Here is a 21,643-nt window from a genome sequence, read left to right as displayed (position 1 = left end):
ATCAAGAATCCTTTAAAATACGATATTCCGCCGAAATAGCATGCGCCTCTAGAGATTCACCGCGCGCCAAAGGAGACGCAATTTTTGCCAATTCGCTAGCCCCTTCAGGAGAGCAATAAATCAACGAGCTTCGTTTCTGAAAATCATACACGCCCAATGGAGAAGAAAACCTTGCCGTCCCAGAGGTAGGCAGCACGTGATTTGGTCCTGCACAATAATCACCCAACGCCTCTGGTGTGTGTCGACCCATAAAAATAGCACCTGCATGACGTATTTTTTCAACCCATTTTTCAGGCTCATCAATAGACAATTCAAGATGCTCTGCGGCCACAATGTTTGCGATATCCATTGCCTCATCCATACTTTCGACATGAATAAATGCACCACGACCTTCTAAAGACGATTTGATAATAGCTTTGCGACTCTGAGTCTCGATTAAACGCTCCATAGATGACTTTACATTCTCAATAAATGCCAAATCAGGAGAGATCAAAATAGACTGAGCATCTTCGTCATGCTCTGCTTGAGAAAATAAGTCCATCGCAATCCAATCTGGATCGGTCTTACCATCGCAAACCACTAAAATTTCAGATGGGCCGGCAATCATGTCAATACCAACAACCCCAAAAACCATTTTCTTAGCGGTCGCCACATAGATGTTGCCTGGGCCGACAATTTTATCGACTTTAGGCACGGTTTCAGTACCGTAAGCCAAAGCCGCAACCGCCTGAGCACCACCAATGGTAAACACACGATCAACACCCGCAATATAAGCAGCAGCCAAAACGATATCATTCACAACACCATCTGGTGTTGGAACCACCATAATAATCTCACCAACACCCGCTACTTTTGCCGGCATCACGTTCATTAATACAGAAGAAGGATAAGCCGCTTTACCGCCCGGCACATAAACGCCCACTCGATCCAACGGTGTCACCTTTTGACCAAGCACAGTGCCATTATCTTCTTGGTACTGCCAAGATGGCTGTTTTTGACGCTCATGATATTCATGGACTCGCTTAGCCGCCGCCTCTAAACTAGCCACCAACTCAGCGCTAACTCGATCCTTAGCGAGCGCAAGCTCTTCACGTGATATCTCAAGATCAGCAGAAGACACCACCTCACGACGATCAAAACGATTCGTGAATTCAATAACGGCGCCATCACCTTTCAGACGAACCTGCTCAACGATGTTCGCCACCGCTGTCTGAACGCCAGCATCAGACACAGAGTCCCATGCAAGCAACGCATCTAATTCCGAATAAAAGCCCTCAGAACGTGAAGAAAACTGTCGAATATTAAGCTTCAATTATTTACCCTCGTTATCGTCAACGGCACGCTTGATCATCTCTAAAATTGGCTCAATCTCAGAGTATTTCGTTTTGTAAGCCGCTTTATTAACCACCAAACGCGTACTAATTGGTGCAATTAACTCCCGAGATTCAAGACCATTTGCCTTTAAAGTATTGCCCGTATCGACAATATCAACAATAAGATCAGCCAAACCCATAATAGGAGCAAGCTCCATCGCACCGTACAGTTTTACAACATCAGCTTGAATGCCCTGCTCAGCAAAATACGCTTTCGCGGTTTTTATAAATTTAGAAGCCACTTTTAAGCGTCTTGTTGGCAAAGGCTGCCCAACAACACCTGCTGTCATCAATCGGCATTTCGCAATTTTAAGGTCCAACAATTCATAAAGATTTTTAGTCGATGCTTCCATCAACACATCTTTACCTGCAACACCAAAGTCTGCGACACCATGATCAACGTAAGTCGGAACATCCGTCGCACGAAGAATGACTAACTTGATATGCTCATGATTGGTATCAAAAATCAATTTTCGGCTTTTTGTAATATCTTCTAGCGGGACAATATTCGCCTTTTCCAAAAGAGGTAACGTCTCACCGAGAATACGTCCTTTCGACAATGCAATCGTTAACGTTTTGTTCATATTAATTTAAAACCCGTGAAATTTTCGCACCCAATGAACCGAATTTTTCTTCTATACATTCATAACCACGGTCAATGTGATAAATACGATCGATCTTTGTATCACCTTCTGCAACCAAGGCAGACAGCACCAAACTAGCAGATGCACGTAAATCTGTTGCCATCACTGGCGCGCCTTTTAAACGCTCAATACCGCGAACAATCGCTGTATTACCTGTTACTTCAATATCAGCGCCCATACGAAGCATTTCATCTACGTGCATAAAGCGGTTTTCAAAAATATTTTCAATAACCCGGCCAACACCGTTCGCAACAGAATTCAACGCAACAAATTGCGCCTGCATATCCGTAGGGAATGCAGGATATGGCGCCGTGCTTATATTAACGGCTTTTGGACGGCGTCCTTCCATATCAACTTCAATCCAATCGTCTCCGCAAGTAACTTTTGCACCCGCTTCTTCTAATTTAGATAGAACGGCTTCAAGCGATTTTACATTTGTATCAATCACTTTCACTTTGCCGCCAGTAATAGCGGCCGCAACCAAAAAGGTCCCCGTTTCAATACGATCTGGCATAACAGGATAAGTCGCACCATGTAAAGCCTCGACACCTTCAACCACAATCGTATCGGTGCCATGTCCAGTAATCTTAGCGCCCATTGCGATTAGACATTCAGCCAAATCAACCACTTCAGGTTCGCGAGCGGCATTTTCTAGAATTGTTTGACCTTCCGCCAATGTGGCCGCCATTAACAAGTTTTCTGTACCCGTCACGGTCACTTTATCAAAGAAGATTCTAGCCCCTTTTAGACGACCGTCGACGCTCGCGATAATGTCACCGCCTTCTACTTCGATTTTAGCGCCCATCGCCTCTAAACCACGAAGGTGCAAATCAACCGGACGACTACCAATTGCGCAACCACCAGGAAGAGACACAACGGCTTTACCAAAGTGACTAACCAATGGCCCTAACACCAAAATAGATGCTCGCATTGTCTTAACAAGCTCATACGGTGCTTCACAATGACTCAGGGTAGAAACATCCAACTGGACGCTCATTTTCTCATCAACAACCACACCACAGCCCATAGAGCCAAGCAATTCAAGCATGGTGGTAATATCATGCAAATGCGGTAAGTTTTTAATAGTGATCAATTCTTTTGTTAGCAAAGTGGCGGCTAAAATTGGCAATGCAGCATTTTTTGCGCCCGATGCACGAACTACACCGTTTAATCGAGTGCCACCAGTAATTAGAAGCTTATCCATAATACTTAATCTCTTATAATCGCTTTTAAAGCGTATTTTTTTGTTCTGGCGTGTAGGTTTTCATTGTAACGGCATGAATAGCGCCGCTCGCAATAGCGTCCTGAAGATGCGAATACACAAGCTGCTGCCTCTTAACCGTAGACAAGCCTTCAAATTCGCTTGTCACAACAACTACTTGAAAATTACACCCTTCACCCTCTGCAATAACTTCGCAATGAGGAATAGAAGATTCTAAAAGTGTTTTCACTTCACCTGCGTTCACAGTCGCTCCAATAAATAAAATATATTCAGTTGTGTTTATTCTACCTTAGTACAGCCAACTACTTAACACCTCAACGCTCATCTATGGATAAAAATCACTTGTTTTTAAAGATTTTATTCGAGACTGACAACACGCCAACTCTCAAACACAAAAAACCCGAACTCACATCGTGAATTCGGGCTCTATTTTCACCTCTAAAGCTCATAAAATCGACTAAGCTTTTTTAGCGAGAGACTCTCTCCATGCTGAAATTGCCATCTCTATGTCGTTTCTATTCTGCTCCATCATCACCGCAAATTGCTTACGGAACGTTAAGCCAAAATTGATATTGTTGATAACAATATTACTCAACAACCAATTCCCAGCCTTTGCTTGCTCCATATAAAAACTGATATTAAGCAAGCCGCCGGACTCCATTTCGAAGTCTACATCTACTTTTGTTTCTTTCCCTCTACCTTGAGGTCCTAATGGCAACACATTGATACGATCCGCATCAAGCTCAAGCAATGAAGCTCCATACGTCTTCAGCAAGGTATCTTTGGTGACATTAGCAAATCGAGACCGCTGTTCCGGCGTTGCTCTTCGGTAGTATTTCCCCATAACTTTTTTAGAAAAATCATCAAAATCAACCACATCGACCAAAATGTCATTGACTCTTTTTTCAAGCAAAACAGGGTCGTTCACCAGTATTTTTTTGTCCGCAACAATATCAGTACGAAACGCATCCACAACCTTAATAACAGCATCTCTTGCCTCTTCAACGCCACCCCAAGCAAGACCCGACCCAATTAAAACAAAAGTAAAGACAATCTTTAACAAAACGTTAGACATGAATTATTTCTCCGAATCGCCACTCTTGAACAAAAACTGACTGATCAAAGTCTCTAAAACCAACGCTGATTGAGTATCATAAATTTCACTTCCGTTTGTTAGCAACTCGTCATCTGCACCGATCGAAATGCCCAAGTATTTTTCCCCAAGAAGCCCACTGGTTAAGACTGCAATTGAGCTATCTGTCGGAATATTATCGACATCCGAATAAATATTCATCTTCACCAATGCCATGAACAACTCTTTGTCAAAGGTAATCGATTCAACGTTACCCACCTCGACTCCTGCAATAGAGACTTTTGCTCGACTGGACAAACCGGCAATGTCATCAAAGCGAGCAACAACCTGATAGGTGTCTTTTTTGCTCGAAAAAGCCAAACCGCTTACCTGCACCGCCAAATAAATGAGAGCAACCACCCCCAACACGATAAAACAGCCAACCATTAATTCTGCGCGCTTACTTCTCATCCTAAAAATCTCCAAACATAGCTGCGGTCAATATAAAATCTAACGCCAAAATAGCCAACGAACCCAACACAACCGTACGAGTTGTTGCTTTACCAATCCCTTCTGAAGTGGGAACGCATTCATAACCCTGATAAACCGCAATCCACGTCACAACAACGGAAAAACAAACCGCTTTAATAACACCATTCATAATATCAGTATCAAAATAGACAGACTGTTGCATGGATGACCAGAAAGCGCCGTCATATACCCCCAGCCAGCCTACAGACACAAGCTGACCACCCAAGATACCAGACGCTGAAAAAATAAGGCTTAATAGAGGCAAGCAAATCACACCTGCAATAAACCGCGGAGCAATAACACGCCTTAGCGGATCCACCCCCATCATTTCATAACTCGACAGCTGCTCTGTCGCCTTCATCAAACCAATCTCCGCCGTTAAAGATGACCCCGCCCGACCAGCAAAGAGTAACGCGGTCACCACAGGGGAAAGCTCTCGTAACAAAGACAAAGCCAACAATTGACCGACCGCTTCTTCAGATCCAAATTTAGCCAAAATACTGTAGCCCTGCAACGACAACACCATTCCAATAAACGTACCGGAAACAATTATAATAACTAGGGATAGAACCCCAACAGAATAGAGTTGCTTAACCAGAAGGTTAACGGATTCACCGAAACGCACCGGCAATCTAAACACACTTTGAACCAGAAAAATTCCCGCTCGCCCAACCGCTTCCAACCAATCAAAAAGCCACGCCCCCATAGAGATTATTGCTTTCATCGTGATGCTCCACTTTTATAAAGCATACCGTTCGCTGCTTCAGGATAATGAAAAGGCACCGGACCGTCTGGCTCGCCATTTAAAAACTGCTTGACCTGAGGGTTATCTGAAGCACGAATGTCGTCAGCCGACCCTTCGGCGATGACACGACCTCCAGCCAGAATACAAACATGATCCGCTATCGACAGAGACTCCTCCACATCATGAGAAACCACAACCGAGGTAATGTTCGCAGAATCGTTCAACTCTCGTATCAAAGAAACCAACACACCTTTAGATATAGGGTCTTGGCCAGTAAAAGGTTCATCGTACATTACTAATTCTGGATCAAGAGCGATGGCACGAGCCAACGCCACTCGTCGAGCCATACCACCAGATAACTCAGAAGGCATCAAACCCGCCGCTCCGCGCAAACCAACGCTGTGTAATTTTTGTGCGACAATATCCTTTATAGCGGAGGCACTTAGCTTGGTGTGCTCCTCAATGGGAAAGGCAATATTTTCATAGACAGACATATCACTAAAAAGCGCACCGCTCTGAAACAACATACCCATTTTCTTACGCACTTTATACAAATCCGAGCGCGACAATTTATGGACATCTTGCCCATCCACTAAGACACACCCTGAATCGGGAGTCAGTTGCGCCGCAATCAACCGCAACAACGTTGTTTTCCCTGTACCGCTGGGGCCCATTACCGCCGTCACTTTTCCTCGAGGAATGGTCAGCGAGACATTTTCGTAAATGACTCGCCCACCACGGGTGAAGTGAATATCTTGGACTTTTATATACGCATCTACCACTGACACACCTTTCTATCCATACGAAATATCGCTAGATACTATCATCGCACCTTAACAAATAAAATCACCGTACTGACAGAATCCAATTTGTTTGTAATATCAAGTCTTGAATTTAAATGCCAAACCTCATTAAATGGGGGCTTCTTTAAATTTGTGAGTAATTTCAAAGTTATGCTGCTGTTTTCTGTCGCCCTAATCGCAGGGTTAATCTTACTGGTTATCAGTTCAGATAAATTCATCGAACATTCCGCCCTGGTTGCTGAAAAATTAAATGTAAATCCCATGATTATCGGGATCACATTGGTAGCATTCGGCACATCAGCACCAGAAATGGTCGTTTCTGCCATTGCCGCATTTGATAACGCACCCGAAATTGCCGTTGGGAATGTTCTCGGGTCTAATATTGCCAACATCGCCCTCGTCTTTGGTATCACTCTTTTATTTTCAGCCATCCCGATTGCATCTGGACTCTCTTCCAAAGAAGTTCCTCTTGTACTGGCCATCACCTTATTAACAGGCGCTTTACTTTTTGATCAACACCTTGGTGTATGGGACGGCATTATTTTACTTGCTGCCTTCATCGTTATTTTGACCATTTTGTTGCGCGGCAATAAAGACCTCAAAAGTGAACTAGAAGAAGGCCTACCGGAAGACGATGGCGCTTCCGTTGGTAAATCAATACTGTTTGCTCTAATCGGATTAATTATATTAATTGGCAGCTCAAAACTGCTTGTTTGGGGCGCTATAGGCATTGCCACCGCGCTGGGCGTTAGCGAACTGGTTATTGGCTTAACGATCGTCGCGATTGGCACTAGCCTGCCGGAATTGGCAGCATCAGTCAGCAGCGTTCGAAAAGGTCACCACGACATTGCCATTGGCAATATCTTGGGATCGAATATCTTCAACCTCGCTACCGTCTTGCCACTACCCGCACTGATCGCGCCAGGAATGGTCGACGCCAATGTCATCAGCCGAGACTACCCTTGGGTTCTAGGGCTAACCGTTGCTCTTGCCATTGCCATTTTTCTATTTAAGAAAACAAAAAACAACAGCATACCGAGATGGATTGGGTTACCACTTATCGCATCTTATGGTGTTTATTTGCTCATCATAAGCACAAGCGGATCATTGTAATGCTGATGATTCGCTACCTTATCAACATAAAAAGCCTACTTTTTATTATGGCTGTCGCTGCATTAGTGGTATCCCTATTTTGGTATGGAGCAACACCAAAACAAAACTTGGTGCAAACGGATTCACTCAGCACCTCGCCGGACTATTTTATCACTCAGGTGCAACTGAAAGAATTCGATGCTGGCGGCCAGCTTATTGAAACACTGAACGCCAAGCAAACCCTGCACTACATCGCTCAATCTAAAACATTATTAGAACAACCTAGCGTTCAGCGCCACTCTCAATCAGGAAGCTGGAGCGCGAAAGCAGATAAAGGGGTTATTGAAGACGGAAGTAATGATATTCTATTAACAGACAACGCCACGGCGACTAAAAAGTACCCTTTGTCAGAAGACATAATACTTAATGCAGACAGCGTACATTATTTAGACCAAGACCAGTCTTTAACCAGCCAAGGAAACGCCACTCTCACCTCTACGCAAGGAGTGACTTCTGCAGGCACGATTACAACTTATATCAATTCAGAAGAAGTCATTATGACGGGATCTGTACGAGGAAAATATGAAACCATTCATTAACTTCAGCCTACTGTTTGCCATCGCCTTTATTGGCCAGCAAGCGTACGCACTCCCTGACGACGCCAGCAAACCGCTAGAAATACAAGCTGATGAAGCTTCCTTTGACCAAAACACTGGCGAAGCCATCTACAAAGGCAATGTTTTTATCAAGCAAGGCTCAATAGAAATCCAAGCGCAATACTTAAAAGTAACAACTGATGCGAATACCCGTAGATTCAGCAACTTGGAAGCCAGTGGTAAACCCGCAAAATTCAGCCAACAAATTGACTGGAGCGGCAATATCGTAATCAGCAAAGGCGACGAAATACACTACTCCACTAGCGAATCGAAACTGGAAATCATCGGTAATGGCTATCTTAGTCGGATGAATAATTCCATCACTGCAGATTACATTCTTTACATGATAAATGACGGCACATTCAGCGCTGAGAAAAAAGATTCAGGCCGAGTATCAATGACCTTACAACCACAAGCACCTGAGGTGAAAAAATAAATGGCGTTACTAGAAGCTAAACACCTCGCTAAAAGCTACAAAAAACGCCAAGTAGTAAAAGACGTCTCCATTGCAGTCGAATCCGGCCAAGCTGTCGGCTTACTCGGTCCAAACGGTGCAGGAAAAACAACCTGTTTTTATATGATTGTCGGCATGGTGGCCAATGACGCTGGCGGGATATTTATTGATGGCACAGACATCACCCAAGACGCCATGCATACTCGTGCCCAGAAAGGCATAGGCTACCTACCACAGGAAGCGTCTATTTTTCGTAAAATGTCAGTCGAAGATAATATCTCTGCCATTTTAGAAACGCGCAAGGAATTAACCAAAAGCCAACGAAATGACAGGCTCGAAGATTTATTAGAAGAGTTTCACATCACTCACATTCGAAAGAACTTAGGCATGGCCCTTTCTGGTGGAGAAAGGCGCCGAGTCGAAATAGCAAGAGCACTTGCTATGAATCCGAAATTTATCCTACTGGATGAACCCTTCGCCGGCGTAGACCCCATCTCTGTTGGCGACATAAAACTGATCATCAAACATCTTCAAGAAAGTGGCATCGGCGTCCTAATTACCGATCACAATGTTAGAGAAACTCTGGACATCTGTGACAAGGCTTACATTGTTGGCAATGGCTATATTATTGCTTCTGGCGATGCCAGTACCGTCATCAATAATGAGCAAGTCAAAAAGGTATATTTAGGCGACGACTTCCGTCTGTAACCCCTTATCATTGCTGTAGAAAGGGAGTAGTATGCATAACTCGTTCCAATTCACTCAAACAAAAAGAGTTGCTCTATGAAGCAGTCTTTACAACTAAAGCTAGGTCAACAGCTAACCATGACGCCACAGCTGCAACAAGCCATTCGCTTGCTGCAGCTTTCTACGTTGGATTTAAAACAAGAGATCCACGAATTCCTTGAATCCAACCCTCTTCTTGAGCTTGACGACGACGAACAAAACCCAAACGATGTGCCCGCAAGCATCGAATCCAAAAGTGCCGTCGAAACCACCTCAACCGAAAATAACAACGAAGAAGCGCGCGTCGAATCAGAGTGGACGGAAAGCATCCCCGAAGAACTTTCTATTGATAGTAATTGGGATGACACATACCAAAGCTCCGCCGCCGTTAGCGACCACAATAGCTACGAAGGCGAAAGCGACTTCGAAAGCCGTAACGCGCCAGCAGAAAGCATACAAGATCATTTAATCTGGCAACTAAATCTAACGCACATGTCCGATCGAGATATCGAAATTGCTTATGCCATTATCGAATGTGTCCAGAACGATGGCTACTTAAGTATTTCACCAGAGGATATTTGGGAATCTCTTTGCCCAGAACTCGATGATTTAGACATGGAAGAAGTCATCGCCGTACAACACCGCTTGCAGCGCTTTGATCCAATCGGCGTCTGCTCAATTGATTTGCGCGACTGTTTACTTGTTCAGCTAGAGGCTTTTCAAAGCCACCCTCTTTATAAAAGCACGCACAACCTCATTGATCATTATTTACCACTTTTGGGTAACCGCGATTTCACACAGTTAAGCAGAAAAACAAAACTAAAAGACGAAGCTTTAAAAGAAGTTGTGAACTTGATTCAACAACTTAATCCACGTCCGGGCTCCGTGATTGATGCAGATGACACCGACTATGTTATTCCTGATGTTTCAGTTAAAAAGCGCAATGGTGTATGGCAAGTCGAGCTGAACAATGACGCTCTTCCCCCCATTAAAATCAACGAAACATATTCAGCAATGGCAAGCACAGCAGCAACAGCGGCAGAAGACGTAAGCTATATAAAGACATCACTCCAAGAAGCGAAGTGGTTCATGAAGAGCTTACAGAGTCGCAACGAAACACTACTAAAAGTGGCAAGCTGCATTGTAAGTCGACAAATTGATTTCTTTGAATTAGGCGAAGAAGCCATGAAACCCATGGTACTTCATGATGTCGCCGAAGAAGTCGGCATGCATGAGTCAACAATCTCAAGAGTAACAACTCAAAAATACATGCACACGCCAAAAGGCATTTTTGAACTCAAGTATTTCTTCTCAAGCCATGTAAACACAGCGTCCGGCGGAGAATGTTCTTCTACGGCAATACGAGCTATGATTAAAAAACTTGTCGCGGATGAGCCGGCCAAAAAACCACTCAGCGATAATAAGTTAGCGGCTATTCTAGCCGATCAAGGCATACAGGTTGCTCGACGAACCGTAGCCAAATATCGAGAGGCGATGAACATCCCTCCTTCCAATGAACGAAAACGACTGATCTAAACGGAACCACTTTATCATGTCCTTGAAATCACTATTAAAAGCTGAGCTCGTTCTGGCGAAGCAAGATATTGTTAGTAAAAAACGTGTTCTAGAAAGCATTGCTGAAGTTGCATCAAATCGACTCCATTGTGATAACGAAGCGGTTTACGAAGCGCTATTGGGACGAGAAAAACTGGGGAGCACAGGCATAGGAAATGGCATCGCCATTCCGCACTGCCGTCTTGAATCTGCAAACCATACCGCCATTGTCGTCATGTCATTACAAACACCAATCGATTTTGACTCAATCGATAGAAGAGCCGTTGACCTGATCTTTGCGTTAATCGTTCCTCCGAATGAGTGCGACCAACACCTTGCATCATTGGCACAGATTGCCGAACTCGCTCAGTCACCAGAGTCATTAGACAAACTGCGAACAGCGCAAAGCAATGAAGAGCTGTTCAATATTTTTGACTCATTATTATAGGAAAAAAGCATGCAGGAAGAGTCCATCACAATCATAAACAAACTTGGCTTGCATGCTCGCGCTGCGGGCAAACTGGTTGAGACTACCTCTCGATTTTCATGCGATATAACCATCGAAAAAGATGGTCGCAATGTTGACGGAAAAAGCATTATGGCAATGATGATGCTGGCGGCAGGCAAAGGCACAGAAATTCGCGTCAAGACAAATGGTGACGATGAAAGTGAAGCCATCAAAGCAATCATAGCGTTAATTAACAATCGTTTTGGTGAAGACGAGTAACCCGACAATGTCAATGTCAGAGAAAACCACTCTCAATCACCTCAAAACGGTCACCGAATCTCTTGAATCCGGCGCCACAATGCAAACCCGTTATTTACTTAACGGGGCATTGCCAGCGCAGGACGTTGCCAGACTATTAGAGTCCTCACCTCCCAAAGAGCGTAAATTGCTCTGGGAGCTAATAGAGGACAAAAATGAAGGCGAAGTATTACAATATCTAAGCGAAGACATCGGCGTTCAATTCATGAAAAATATGGATACAGAGCGACTTATCGCCGTATCCGAACATTTCGAAAGTGATGACTTAGCCGATTTATTACAACACTTACCAGAAAAAGTCGTAACAGAAGTTCTAGCTTCCATGAGCTCGCAAGACAGAATGCGAGTGGAAGCACTATTAAGCTATTCGGAAGATTCCGCCGGTGGTTTGATGAATACGGACACAATCACCATCCGTCCGAACATCACTGTCGACATTGTTTTTCGTTATTTACGCAGACATTCAAAACTACCGGATATGACAGACAGCTTACTGGTTGTCAGCCGCTCAGACCGACTGTTAGGAACACTTCCCCTTACCAAACTTTTAGTTTCAGACATCAACGACACCGTTCGTGACATCATGGAAACTGAATTTACCGTTATTCATGCCGAAACACCTGCCAGCGAAGTCGCTCAGCTCTTTGAAAAAATGGACCTTGTGTCTGCACCTGTCATTGATGATACTACCAAAAAATTACTCGGTCGCATTACCATTGATGACGTCGTAGATGTTATCCGAGACGAAGCCGAACACTCCATGCTGAGCATGGCAGGCCTTGACGATGATGAGGACACCTTCTCCCCCATCATGCAAACGACAAAAAGACGCGCCGTTTGGCTTGGGATTAACCTCATCACCGCTTTTATTGCCTCATACGTGATAGGACTCTTTCAGAACACATTAGACCAAGTCGTGGCACTAGCCATACTCATGCCGATTGTCGCCAGTATGGGGGGGATTGCCGGATCTCAAGTATTAACACTTGTCATACGCGGTATCGCACTAAATCAAATTGGCTCCGCAAACACCCGATGGCTCTTGAACAGGGAGATTATAGTTGGACTCCTTAATGGCATCCTTTGGGCGACCGTCATTGCCGCATTAACCGCGCTTTGGTTTGACAACATTAAAATTGCCTATATTATTGCGAGCGCAACCATAATTAACCTGCTATTTGCCGCTACCACTGGTACACTTCTGCCAATTATGCTGAAAAGATTCGGAATTGACCCGGCTCTTGCTGGCAGTGTTATTTTGACCACCGTGACCGATGTGGTTGGGTTTCTTTCCTTCCTCGGTCTCGCTACCATTTTTCTAATATAGGTTCCCATGACAGACTTTGATCAATTTGATAATGAAGAAGACATCCCTAAAAGCAAAACACAAATCAAGCGTGAAGTGGAAGCCTTACAAGATCTTGGAAAAAAGCTATTAGCGCTCAGTAAGAACCAGCTTAAAAAAGTTGAGATGTCAGAGACTTTGCGTGAAGCGATTGCGGAAGCCGATAGAATTAAAAAGCACGAAGCCATGAGACGCCACCTTCAATACATCGGTAAAGTGATGCGTACAGAAGACCATGAAGCCATCGCTCAGCGCGTTGCACTATTTGACTCCACTTCAGCGGCTTACAACAAACTTTTTCATCAGCTTGAAGTGAAACGAGATGCCCTAATTGGTGAAAACAGCAAAGAAGTATTGTCTCAATATTTAGAAGAAAACCCGAATGTTGAAGAGATTCAGTTACTAAGACAACTTATTCGCCAGTCTCAAAAAGAAGTGTCACAAGAAGGCAATACAACTAACCGCAAAAAACTGTTTCGCCTTTTGCGCGATGTAGAAGAAAAACGTCTCGGACTAAAAGAGTAATACCAAGTAACATTGCACTTTGATAATCCATAAGGCCTCAGCTGCAGATTGCACTGAGGCTTTTTTATTAGAACCGACGATGAGAAAGACACGGCATTTTATGCCGAAAGCACTCTAGCGGCTGCTTGGTAATATGAAAAATAAAATAACCCGGCTCTTCTCCCAAGCTAGCTAAGCACTCCCCCATTGGAGAATATAAAGCGCTATGACCATAAGTCTGTCGAGTTTCATTATGCCAACCACATTGATTTACGCCGAGCACGTAACACTGATTCTCGATCGCCCTCGCAGACAATAATACATTCCAGTGAGCCTTACCGGTAACATATGTAAATGCCGCTGGCACCAGCAAAACCTCAGCCCCTTTCTGAGTTAATGCTCTGTATAATTCAGGAAACCTCACATCGTAACAAATGCTCAATCCAACCTTAAAGCCATCAATATCAACAACTTTAACCGCCAACTCACCTTCCTCAATAAAGCTAGATTCTTGATAAGAAGCCGCCTTATCATCAACCAATACATCAAATAGATGAATTTTGTCATAGCGTTCCAGAAAACAGCCATCAGGATCAATCACCCAACACGTCTGCCTCACGCGACCATTCGCAACCACATCACCATTGGGCGAACAAAGAGAAGGGTGAGAACCAACCACAAGAAAAATGGCGTATTTTTTTGCTAGCGCACAAATTTCATCAAGCAAGATTTCTTGCCCTGTTGATTCCGCTAAGCGTCGCATTCCTTTGCCATCAAACAAAAAAACATTTTCAGGCAACACAACCAAACGAGCGCCATCGTTTACCGCGAGCGCAACAAGCCGCTTAACTTCAAGCAAGTTCTGCTGCCAATGCCGAGTACTGGTTAACTGAACCGCTGCCACACAAAGCGCCTGCGTCATTTATCATCCCTCTTCATTGGCTTGTACTTAATGGGGGTTATCGTTGGTTCGTTAAATGAGCCTTCTACCTTGTATTGGACACTGGTCACTTTTGAAAGCTGGTCACCAATAAGTTTATCGGTGATAAACAACAACCCCGCCAACTGCGGCGTTCCCCAGAGCAAGCCAGCCAAAGGAAGCGCCCCTGTCAAAGGGAATGTCGCTGTCAATTTCTCATCTAAGGTTTCATTCACGATATTTGCCTCCCCTTCCACAGCCAGCTCTGCAGTTGGTGAAATAATAGAAATAGGCGCAATCGTTTTTAGTATTCCCTTATCCAAAGACAGCGAACCACTAAATTCATCGTAGGTTAGACCAGGTTTATAAACATCTGAAAAATCTAGGGACAGCCTGCGACTAAGCGCTCCAATATTGAAAATACCCAGAACTTTTAGGAACGCAGGTAATTCCTCAACCTTGCGAAAATTACCATCTTCAGCAGAAAAAATGATCCGCCCTGAAACAGATTCACGATCAAAGTAAAAAGGATGCCCTTTCCAACTCAATGCGACATCAATTTTATATTTTTTTGAAGAGACAAAAGCGTCATTCGAAAACTTACCCGTTAACTCAGCAAGATCCTGCCCATTTGCCGCAATAACCAGCTCAACACCAGAACGATCACCTTCATCCTGCCAAAATAAGGACCCTTTAAATTTACCCGTTTTTAATTTCGACGAAATAGGATCAACCCTTACTCTGCCACCTTCCCGTGAAATACTTAACTGCCAATCACCATAAGGTTTCTGATTAAAGTAAAGCTGATCAACCGAAAGCAACATATTCGGAATTTGTTTAGCAGAAATAGGTGGTGTATTAGAGCCATTTTCAGAAGCGTCTGTTGAAGCAGTATGCCAACTCAAAAAACCAAAATGAAGATTTGGAATACCATCTTTATTTAACAAGGAAAAATTCATTTCGTCGGAGCTCACGAAGAGTGATCTATCATTCGCTGAGTTATAGCCCACTTTAAAGTTATGCCACGTATTATTGGGATTAACCACAACTTCATCGACAATTAAATCCACCCGAGCCAGCCATTTTGGCAACTCCGGAATATCAACTGCCTCAGAGGATTTTCCCTCACCCTCAGATAAGCCTGCAATCGCAGCAAGCCAATCTTGAACGTAAAAACGGTCAAAATCCCCCGTTAATACCAAACCTTTTGGAATACTAGAACTTAGAGCCTGACTATTCGCCCCCAACACAAGTTCGCCACCGACAAACGACCCACCCTGCAGAAGAATCCTCGCCTTAGATAAGGAAGCATAGTCCACATCAATAACCAAATCCCTTTCATGACCCATTACTTTCATTTGCAACGGACTCGTCTCTTCCGCTGTTTTCCCCAATGGTTCAGGCAAATCAATGCGAACACCGGTTAAGTCACTATTTATCGTTAAATCTATTTGACCATCTTGAGACTGATTAACCAGCAGTTTTGCGGTAAAGGAAGACTTACCAGAGAGCGCTTTAATTGCAGCATCAGGTAATTTATGCCAGGCAGCCACTTCAGCCACATCAACCACGCCAGAGATATCACCAACAACTGCAAAATCACCGCCCGACGAGACATTAGAAGATAATTCAAGATGCGACGCACCACCCAAGACCTTAATACCAAATACTGAATTGGTGATGCCATCGGCTGAACTGTAATTCAAATTACCACTTTGAATTTGGGACATCAGATCGATGTCTTTAATCAGTAATTGGTTATTTTTAAAAGACAACCCTAAGCGCACTTTAGGTTCTGCGTCTCCAGAAAAAGGTATGGCAACATCAAAATCACCTTTAACTGCCCCCTCCAACTGCCAATTAGCAAAAGGCTTTAATACAGAGTCCGCCAGAGGCGTCTCTCGAAGTGTAGATACGATTACAGAAGATTTCCCACTGACTGCCCCTTTCAGGTTTAACCAGTCCGCAGAGCCATTTATAACAGGCACAGTAAGAGACAACCCCCTTACCGGTAAGTCTAATAAAAAGGCAGAATCGATTTGAACAGAAACACCAAGCTCATCATATTCAAAAACACCATTAACCTTCGTTGCTGCCGGCCAATTTTTATCAAACGCGACATTCACATCACTTACCAACATCTGCACTCTAACACGCGGTACCGCGCCCTCTGACAATGCACTTTGCACAAGCACATCAGCAGAATCTATTCGCCCGTCAGACGAATCACTAAAAGCCGTTTGAATCCAGGACCTCAAATCATGACTAAGGGCTTCGGGAGGCAAGTAGGTTAATCGATCCGCAACAGACAGGTTTCGCCCATGCAAATCTAACGATATCCAATCTGGCTCATCAGTGCGAACCTCCAATCGAAATCCACCATCGACATCAGCCCCATTGCGCTGAACTGACAAATCCTTCCCGCTAACCAGAAATACATCTTGTAACTTCTGCCAGCTCACATACCCAGACAGCGTATCTGTACGCCACGACTCATCGTAAATCGTCTCAAACCCAATTTCGCTATCCTTGCCACGAAAATCAATATAACCACTGTCGTCTGACAAGCTAAAAACAGCATTAACGTTATTTGCGCTAGGAATACCGTTATACGCCTGAACAGAAGCCCCCTGAAGGTTACTTAAAAATTGAAACGCCAGGGCCTCATCTTCGCGCCACACTCTAAGTGACCCATTCCTCGCGACCCCCTTCGGTTTCAGTCCATGTAATATTTTCGCGGCATTGGTTTCTTCAGGTATAAAATGGGCTGATATCGCATTCGCCAAGCCAAGATCGACCTGATTAAAACTAAGATTGGATCGATTCGACACAGACGACCAATCAAATGACCAATCTGTAGCTGAAGACACAACATCGGCCTTATCTTTGACACGCATGCCATACACATCCATTCGGACGCTGGGCTTTTTTTGAGAATAACGGAATTTAATTGACGAAGTTGCGCTATAAACCTGCCCATCGTTAAAAGCGACATTCACACTTGCCTCTTCCGTACGAACCTCCAACTCTTTACCAATTATCGCATCCAACCAAACATTGCCGCCAAACTCCACTGACGACAAAGAATAAGCCCCCTCAGTAAGCAGTGTTTTTAAGGGCAATGAAATTAAGGGTGCTTGAATGGACGCTTTGACTCGATAATTCCCTAATAGACTACGGGTTTCATCAATTCGGGCATTTACTTGAAAGGGGGATTTGTAGTCATCCAAATACAATGTAGAACTAAGTAAGGACTCAAAGGCTTTTTGAAAAATATAGACATGCGGAATTCGTATAACATGCTCACCAAGCTGAACACTACTTACCTCAAGCTTGGCATCAAAAATAGAAAAGTTTCTTTGCGCTGACAAATAATCCAAGACACGCTCAACACCTACATCGTTACGGACATTTCGCGAAGGCGCCGCACCATTTAATCGCCACTGCCCATTACTTTCTTGCAAGGCTATTGTTGGACGAACAAAGCGTATATAGGTAAATTGAGGACTTAAGCTTAGAAGCGATTTAACGAGGTCTAACCGAATGCGCATTTCATTTATGGATATCGCAGACTGGCCATTAACAAGCAACTTAAAATCACTGACAGAAACCGTAGGATCGATGCCTTCTAGACGACCATCTATCTCACCCAAGGTAATCGGGTAACCGGTTATTTGCTGTAAATTATTCTCTATCTGAGGTCGATAATGGTCTAGGTAAGGCAACAATTGCCTAACACTGACTGAAAATACAGCAAGAAGTGCCGTGAAAACAATCGTTCCCCAGAAAAGAATTAGGATCAATTTACGCAATAACCAACGCATGTTAAGGCCTTTTATGGCTATCTAAGAACAACATCATATTGATCTTGCGTATAGACAGAATCAACTTGAAAACGAATTGCCTTACCAATAAACGCTTCCAATTCCGCTACAGCGACACTTTCCTCGTCATGGAAGCGCTCAACCACGGAACTCGCTGCTAAAACAGTATAGGTTTGCGAGTCATATGCTCGGTCAGCCCTTAAAATCTCACGAAAAACCTCGTAACACACTGTCTCTGGCGTTTTCACTAACCCACTGCCACGACAGGAACGACAAGGTTCGCACAGCGTCTGACCAAGGCTTTCACGCGTTCTCTTTCTTGTCATCTCTACTAGACCAAGCTCAGAGACGCCGGTGATTTTTGTCTTCGCGTGATCCAAGTCCAATATTTTTTCAAGCATTCGCAACACTTGACGCTTATGCTCTTCGTCTTCCATGTCGATGAAATCGATGATAATAATGCCACCCAGATTTCTTAATCTGAGCTGTCGACCAATTGCCGTTGCAGCCTCAAGGTTGGTCTTGTAAATCGTTTCTTCTAAATTTCGACTGCCAACGAAAGCACCAGTATTAACATCGATCGTCGTCATCGACTCAGTTTGTTCAACCAGTAAATAACCACCCGACTTCAACTGCACTTTGCGGTCTAGCGCTTTATGAATTTCATCTTCTACACTGTATAAATCAAAGATGGGGCGTTCACCAGGATAATACTCAATCCTGTCTTTTAACTCGGGAATAAAGTCGTCTGCAAACGCACGAAGCTTTGCGTAGTTTTCTTTGGAATCAATACGAATTTTCTCGGTGGTTAGCCCTACCAAGTCCCGCATCGTACGCAAATGCAAAGGAAGATCATCATAAATAACAGACGGCGCTTTCGCATTTTGCATTCGACGCTTTACAGACTGCCAAAGCCTCGTCAGAAACTTAATGTCTGCCAGTATTTCTTCTTCGCCAGCCCGTTCAGCGGCGGTTCTTAATATATAACCACTATTTTCATCCGCATCGGTTAATGCTTCTGAAACCAGCGACTTAAGACGCTCTCGCTCTACCTCATCTTCAATTCTTTGACTCACGCCAACATGCGCCTGATCCGGCATATAAACCAAATAGCGAGATGGAATTGATAGATGCGTTGTTAACCGAGCACCTTTAGAGCTAATAGGATCCTTTGTCACCTGGACCACAAGCGATTGCCCTTCACGCAAATAATCACCGATTTGATCACTTGGATTAACCGCATCACGATCCACTACCTCAGACACATGAATAAACGCTGCCCTTTCCAGGCCAATATCAACAAACGCCGCTTGCATACCAGGTAAAACTCGAACGACTTTACCCTGATATATATTACCTACAATACCTTTACGGCTTGCGCGCTCAATGTAAACTTCCTGCAATACCCCGTTTTCAACTAGAGCAACACGAATCTCCATTGGGGTGACATTAATAAGTACGTCTTCACTCATGGGACATATCCTCTAGCGAATGGATTCCAAATTGGGCAAGTAATTGTGCTGTCTCATATAATGGCAAACCAACAACAGCGGAGTAAGAACCAGACATAGACTGAACAAAAACAGAACCTAGCCCTTGAATAGCATATGAACCCGCCTTATCTTGAGGCTCACCCGTCTTCCAATACTGCTCTATTTCAACATTTGAAATAGCACGAAACAGAACATCACTGATAACAAGTTTCGTTGCAAGGTGTGCATTTTTTACATTAAAAAAACAAAGAGAGGTAACAACTTGGTGGGAACGGCCAGAGAGCAGCCTTAGCATAGATTGTGAATCCTCAAGAGAGCTAGGCTTACCTAAAATCTGCCCGTCAACAATAACACTCGTATCTGAAGCAATAAAAATAGCCGATACATTCGCATTCGATTGTTGCTTATACTTTTCAGCCGCAGCCTGTGCTTTTTCTATAGCCATACGAACAACATAATCGTTCGCACTCTCTTGACTCTTAGGTGTTTCATCAATGTCGGCAGGTAACACTTCAAACTCTCTCACCAAGAGACTAAGGAGTTCCTTTCTTCTCGGCGAGGCTGAAGCCAAAATAAGCATAAACTTTCCCTATCAAACGACCTAATGGATAGCGTAAATACGGCGCACACTGCGCAAAATAATAAAAGACCAAGGCCATAACAACCCCGTCATAACAGCCGGCATAAAAATCATTAATGTTGGCTCTGCATGCCCAAGGTAATGATCAACCCAGAAATCAATTAACTGATTCATGCTGACCAACAAGCAAACAAAAAAGCCTTGCTGCCAGCGATGGTACATTCTCAAACGCTTGTAAAATACGGCACAGGCATAAGCGATTATGACATAAGTAAGAGAATGCTGACCTATAATCCCACCCTGTAATAAATCAATCATCAACCCCAAAAACCACGCTAAACCAACACCGACCCTAAATGGCAAAGCAATTACCCAGTATAAAATAACCAGTAAAGCCCATTCCGGACGAAACCAAACCAATTCTTCAGGGAACGGAACTGCCTCAAGCATTAAGGCGGTTAACAAGGTAAGAAAAAAAACTAGAATCGGTTTCATTATCGCCCAGCCTTTGGCTTATCAATAAGCATCACATGGCGACTACGCCCTAACTGAGCCAATGGCACTACATCAACATCTGCATAGGCTTTGCCCTGAGTGTACTTTACACTCCGAACAACCCCAACAGGGTAACCACTCGGAAAACGTTTATCCAAACCAGACGTTGTTAAAATATCGCCTTTTTTAATATCAACAGAACGAGGAACACTCATCAGCTCCATAACCTGCAAGCTGCCTGTCCCACGCAATATCCCTCTAAAACCAGTACGAGACAACTGAACAGGAACAAAATGACTAGCATCCGCAATAAGCAACACACGACTACTGTACGCTGCAGTTTCAACCACTTGACCCAACACACCGGTTGCATCTAATACAGGTTGACCAACATAAGCACCAGAAGAAAAACCCTTATCTATCATCAACTTGTGACTATAAGCATTTTGATCAAAGCCGATCACCTCTGCCATGACAATCTTTTCATCAACACGCTGGGAAGCGTCTAGCAATTCACGCAAACGAACGTTTTCAGCCTGGAGGGAATCAAGTCGCTGCTGACGACTGCGCAGCAGCAATATTTCTGACTGTAAGGATTGGTTTTCTTTCACCAAACCTTCACGACTTGCAAGATGCTCTCCAGCCCAATTAAGCATTTTCTGGGGCGTATTCACCACCACCTGAATAGGCGTCACAAGCAAGGTCAAATAAGGCCTTACTTGTGAAAAAACACTATAACGGACATCAGCAACAATCATCGCTATTGACAAAATAACCAATACGACAAAACGCGTACTAGATATTTTGCCATTAATGGGAAGCGAATTTTTAATGGTACGCTCCTA

The 21,643-nt window shown here is 43.9% G+C and carries 23 protein-coding genes; 9 read left to right on the top strand and 14 right to left on the bottom strand.

The window, feature by feature from the left end; translation table 11 throughout:
* Window position 1: 1 nt before the first annotated feature.
* From hisD to D104_RS23370, 8 genes are all read right to left on the bottom strand, one after another.
* On the bottom strand, window positions 2–1,312 hold the full coding sequence (gene hisD / locus D104_RS23405) for a histidinol dehydrogenase (RefSeq protein WP_024023075.1): 1,311 nt from the start codon (window positions 1,310–1,312) through the stop codon (window positions 2–4).
* Window positions 1,313–1,957, bottom strand: coding sequence for an ATP phosphoribosyltransferase (gene hisG / locus D104_RS23400; protein ID WP_024023074.1), 645 nt, complete (start codon window positions 1,955–1,957; stop codon window positions 1,313–1,315).
* A gap of 1 nt (window position 1,958) precedes the next feature.
* Window positions 1,959–3,221, bottom strand: a complete 1,263-nt coding sequence (murA, locus tag D104_RS23395) for a UDP-N-acetylglucosamine 1-carboxyvinyltransferase (RefSeq protein WP_024023073.1) — start codon at window positions 3,219–3,221, stop codon at window positions 1,959–1,961.
* 25 nt (window positions 3,222–3,246) lie between these two features.
* Entirely contained in the window at window positions 3,247–3,483 is a 237-nt protein-coding gene (locus D104_RS23390; RefSeq protein WP_024023072.1) for a BolA family protein, read from the bottom strand.
* Between the two features lie 213 nt (window positions 3,484–3,696).
* On the bottom strand, window positions 3,697–4,314 hold the full coding sequence (locus D104_RS23385) for an MlaC/ttg2D family ABC transporter substrate-binding protein (protein ID WP_024023071.1): 618 nt from the start codon (window positions 4,312–4,314) through the stop codon (window positions 3,697–3,699).
* A 3-nt stretch (window positions 4,315–4,317) separates the two neighbouring features.
* On the bottom strand, window positions 4,318–4,782 hold the full coding sequence (gene mlaD / locus D104_RS23380; protein WP_024023070.1) for an outer membrane lipid asymmetry maintenance protein MlaD: 465 nt from the start codon (window positions 4,780–4,782) through the stop codon (window positions 4,318–4,320).
* A 1-nt stretch (window position 4,783) separates the two neighbouring features.
* Window positions 4,784–5,566: a lipid asymmetry maintenance ABC transporter permease subunit MlaE gene (gene mlaE / locus D104_RS23375; RefSeq protein WP_024023069.1), complete on the bottom strand. Its 783-nt coding sequence runs from the start codon at window positions 5,564–5,566 to the stop codon at window positions 4,784–4,786.
* Entirely contained in the window at window positions 5,563–6,375 is an 813-nt protein-coding gene (locus tag D104_RS23370; RefSeq protein ID WP_407635738.1) for an ABC transporter ATP-binding protein, read from the bottom strand. The genes mlaE and D104_RS23370 overlap by 4 nt, the downstream gene beginning before the upstream one ends.
* Window positions 6,376–6,522: 147 nt before the next feature.
* Between D104_RS23370 and D104_RS23365 the strand changes: the two genes are divergently transcribed.
* The 9 genes from D104_RS23365 (at window position 6,523) to yjgA (ending at window position 13,508) form a co-directional block, all read left to right on the top strand.
* Window positions 6,523–7,503 carry a calcium/sodium antiporter gene (locus D104_RS23365; protein ID WP_024023067.1) on the top strand — a complete coding sequence of 327 codons (981 nt, stop codon included), beginning with the start codon at window positions 6,523–6,525 and terminating at the stop codon, window positions 7,501–7,503.
* Window positions 7,503–8,081, top strand: coding sequence for an LPS export ABC transporter periplasmic protein LptC (gene lptC, locus D104_RS23360; protein ID WP_024023066.1), 579 nt, complete (start codon window positions 7,503–7,505; stop codon window positions 8,079–8,081). The genes D104_RS23365 and lptC overlap by 1 nt, the downstream gene beginning before the upstream one ends.
* Entirely contained in the window at window positions 8,065–8,574 is a 510-nt protein-coding gene (gene lptA / locus D104_RS23355) for a lipopolysaccharide transport periplasmic protein LptA (protein ID WP_024023065.1), read from the top strand. The genes lptC and lptA overlap by 17 nt, the downstream gene beginning before the upstream one ends.
* Window positions 8,575–9,300: an LPS export ABC transporter ATP-binding protein gene (gene lptB, locus D104_RS23350; RefSeq protein WP_024023064.1), complete on the top strand. Its 726-nt coding sequence runs from the start codon at window positions 8,575–8,577 to the stop codon at window positions 9,298–9,300. It begins immediately after the preceding gene.
* Between the two features lie 75 nt (window positions 9,301–9,375).
* Window positions 9,376–10,854, top strand: a complete 1,479-nt coding sequence (locus tag D104_RS23345; protein WP_024023063.1) for an RNA polymerase factor sigma-54 — start codon at window positions 9,376–9,378, stop codon at window positions 10,852–10,854.
* Between the two features lie 16 nt (window positions 10,855–10,870).
* Window positions 10,871–11,320: a PTS IIA-like nitrogen regulatory protein PtsN gene (ptsN, locus tag D104_RS23340; RefSeq protein WP_024023062.1), complete on the top strand. Its 450-nt coding sequence runs from the start codon at window positions 10,871–10,873 to the stop codon at window positions 11,318–11,320.
* 9 nt (window positions 11,321–11,329) lie between these two features.
* The gene (locus D104_RS23335; RefSeq protein WP_024023061.1) at window positions 11,330–11,599 is read left to right on the top strand and encodes an HPr family phosphocarrier protein; all 270 of its coding nucleotides are present in this window, start codon (window positions 11,330–11,332) and stop codon (window positions 11,597–11,599) included.
* Between the two features lie 13 nt (window positions 11,600–11,612).
* The gene (mgtE, locus tag D104_RS23330; protein WP_031214508.1) at window positions 11,613–12,965 is read left to right on the top strand and encodes a magnesium transporter; all 1,353 of its coding nucleotides are present in this window, start codon (window positions 11,613–11,615) and stop codon (window positions 12,963–12,965) included.
* A gap of 6 nt (window positions 12,966–12,971) precedes the next feature.
* Window positions 12,972–13,508 carry a ribosome biogenesis factor YjgA gene (gene yjgA, locus D104_RS23325; RefSeq protein ID WP_024023059.1) on the top strand — a complete coding sequence of 179 codons (537 nt, stop codon included), beginning with the start codon at window positions 12,972–12,974 and terminating at the stop codon, window positions 13,506–13,508.
* Between the two features lie 67 nt (window positions 13,509–13,575).
* Here yjgA and D104_RS23320 read toward each other — a convergent pair whose 3' ends face one another.
* Genes D104_RS23320 through mreC form a run of 6 tightly spaced genes read right to left on the bottom strand, consistent with a single transcriptional unit; the run spans window position 13,576 to window position 21,601 of the window.
* Window positions 13,576–14,409 carry a carbon-nitrogen hydrolase family protein gene (locus D104_RS23320; RefSeq protein WP_024023058.1) on the bottom strand — a complete coding sequence of 278 codons (834 nt, stop codon included), beginning with the start codon at window positions 14,407–14,409 and terminating at the stop codon, window positions 13,576–13,578.
* Window positions 14,406–18,230, bottom strand: a complete 3,825-nt coding sequence (locus D104_RS23315; RefSeq protein ID WP_024023057.1) for a YhdP family protein — start codon at window positions 18,228–18,230, stop codon at window positions 14,406–14,408. The genes D104_RS23320 and D104_RS23315 overlap by 4 nt, the downstream gene beginning before the upstream one ends.
* 17 nt (window positions 18,231–18,247) lie before the next feature.
* Window positions 18,248–19,702: a ribonuclease G gene (rng, locus tag D104_RS23310; RefSeq protein WP_024023056.1), complete on the bottom strand. Its 1,455-nt coding sequence runs from the start codon at window positions 19,700–19,702 to the stop codon at window positions 18,248–18,250.
* Window positions 19,695–20,303, bottom strand: a complete 609-nt coding sequence (locus D104_RS23305) for a Maf family protein (protein WP_024023055.1) — start codon at window positions 20,301–20,303, stop codon at window positions 19,695–19,697. Before D104_RS23305 ends, rng begins: the two co-directional genes overlap by 8 nt.
* 21 nt (window positions 20,304–20,324) lie before the next feature.
* Window positions 20,325–20,798: a rod shape-determining protein MreD gene (gene mreD / locus D104_RS23300; protein WP_024023054.1), complete on the bottom strand. Its 474-nt coding sequence runs from the start codon at window positions 20,796–20,798 to the stop codon at window positions 20,325–20,327.
* Window positions 20,798–21,601, bottom strand: a complete 804-nt coding sequence (gene mreC / locus D104_RS23295; protein WP_031214507.1) for a rod shape-determining protein MreC — start codon at window positions 21,599–21,601, stop codon at window positions 20,798–20,800. The genes mreD and mreC overlap by 1 nt, the downstream gene beginning before the upstream one ends.
* Window positions 21,602–21,643 lie beyond the last annotated feature (42 nt).

This window comes from Marinomonas profundimaris (assembly GCF_000508165.1).
Taxonomy (GTDB): domain Bacteria; phylum Pseudomonadota; class Gammaproteobacteria; order Pseudomonadales; family Marinomonadaceae; genus Marinomonas; species Marinomonas profundimaris.
Note: the sequence above shows the minus strand (reverse complement) of the source record. Positions and strands in the feature narration are given on the sequence as shown.

Excerpts from the sequence above, each read along its gene's own strand:
- hisG (WP_024023074.1), bottom strand. The coding sequence starts at position 1,957 with ATGAACAAAACGTTAACGATTGCATTGTCGAAAGGACGTATTCTCGGT.
- murA (WP_024023073.1), bottom strand. The coding sequence starts at position 3,221 with ATGGATAAGCTTCTAATTACTGGTGGCACTCGATTAAACGGTGTAGTT.
- D104_RS23385 (WP_024023071.1), bottom strand. The coding sequence starts at position 4,314 with ATGTCTAACGTTTTGTTAAAGATTGTCTTTACTTTTGTTTTAATTGGG.
- mlaD (WP_024023070.1), bottom strand. The coding sequence starts at position 4,782 with ATGAGAAGTAAGCGCGCAGAATTAATGGTTGGCTGTTTTATCGTGTTG.
- mlaE (WP_024023069.1), bottom strand. The coding sequence starts at position 5,566 with ATGAAAGCAATAATCTCTATGGGGGCGTGGCTTTTTGATTGGTTGGAA.
- lptC (WP_024023066.1), top strand. The coding sequence starts at position 7,503 with ATGCTGATGATTCGCTACCTTATCAACATAAAAAGCCTACTTTTTATT.
- lptA (WP_024023065.1), top strand. The coding sequence starts at position 8,065 with ATGAAACCATTCATTAACTTCAGCCTACTGTTTGCCATCGCCTTTATT.
- lptB (WP_024023064.1), top strand. The coding sequence starts at position 8,575 with ATGGCGTTACTAGAAGCTAAACACCTCGCTAAAAGCTACAAAAAACGC.
- D104_RS23345 (WP_024023063.1), top strand. The coding sequence starts at position 9,376 with ATGAAGCAGTCTTTACAACTAAAGCTAGGTCAACAGCTAACCATGACG.
- ptsN (WP_024023062.1), top strand. The coding sequence starts at position 10,871 with ATGTCCTTGAAATCACTATTAAAAGCTGAGCTCGTTCTGGCGAAGCAA.
- D104_RS23335 (WP_024023061.1), top strand. The coding sequence starts at position 11,330 with ATGCAGGAAGAGTCCATCACAATCATAAACAAACTTGGCTTGCATGCT.
- mgtE (WP_031214508.1), top strand. The coding sequence starts at position 11,613 with ATGTCAGAGAAAACCACTCTCAATCACCTCAAAACGGTCACCGAATCT.
- yjgA (WP_024023059.1), top strand. The coding sequence starts at position 12,972 with ATGACAGACTTTGATCAATTTGATAATGAAGAAGACATCCCTAAAAGC.
- D104_RS23320 (WP_024023058.1), bottom strand. The coding sequence starts at position 14,409 with ATGACGCAGGCGCTTTGTGTGGCAGCGGTTCAGTTAACCAGTACTCGG.
- D104_RS23315 (WP_024023057.1), bottom strand. The coding sequence starts at position 18,230 with ATGCGTTGGTTATTGCGTAAATTGATCCTAATTCTTTTCTGGGGAACG.
- rng (WP_024023056.1), bottom strand. The coding sequence starts at position 19,702 with ATGAGTGAAGACGTACTTATTAATGTCACCCCAATGGAGATTCGTGTT.
- D104_RS23305 (WP_024023055.1), bottom strand. The coding sequence starts at position 20,303 with ATGCTTATTTTGGCTTCAGCCTCGCCGAGAAGAAAGGAACTCCTTAGT.
- mreD (WP_024023054.1), bottom strand. The coding sequence starts at position 20,798 with ATGAAACCGATTCTAGTTTTTTTTCTTACCTTGTTAACCGCCTTAATG.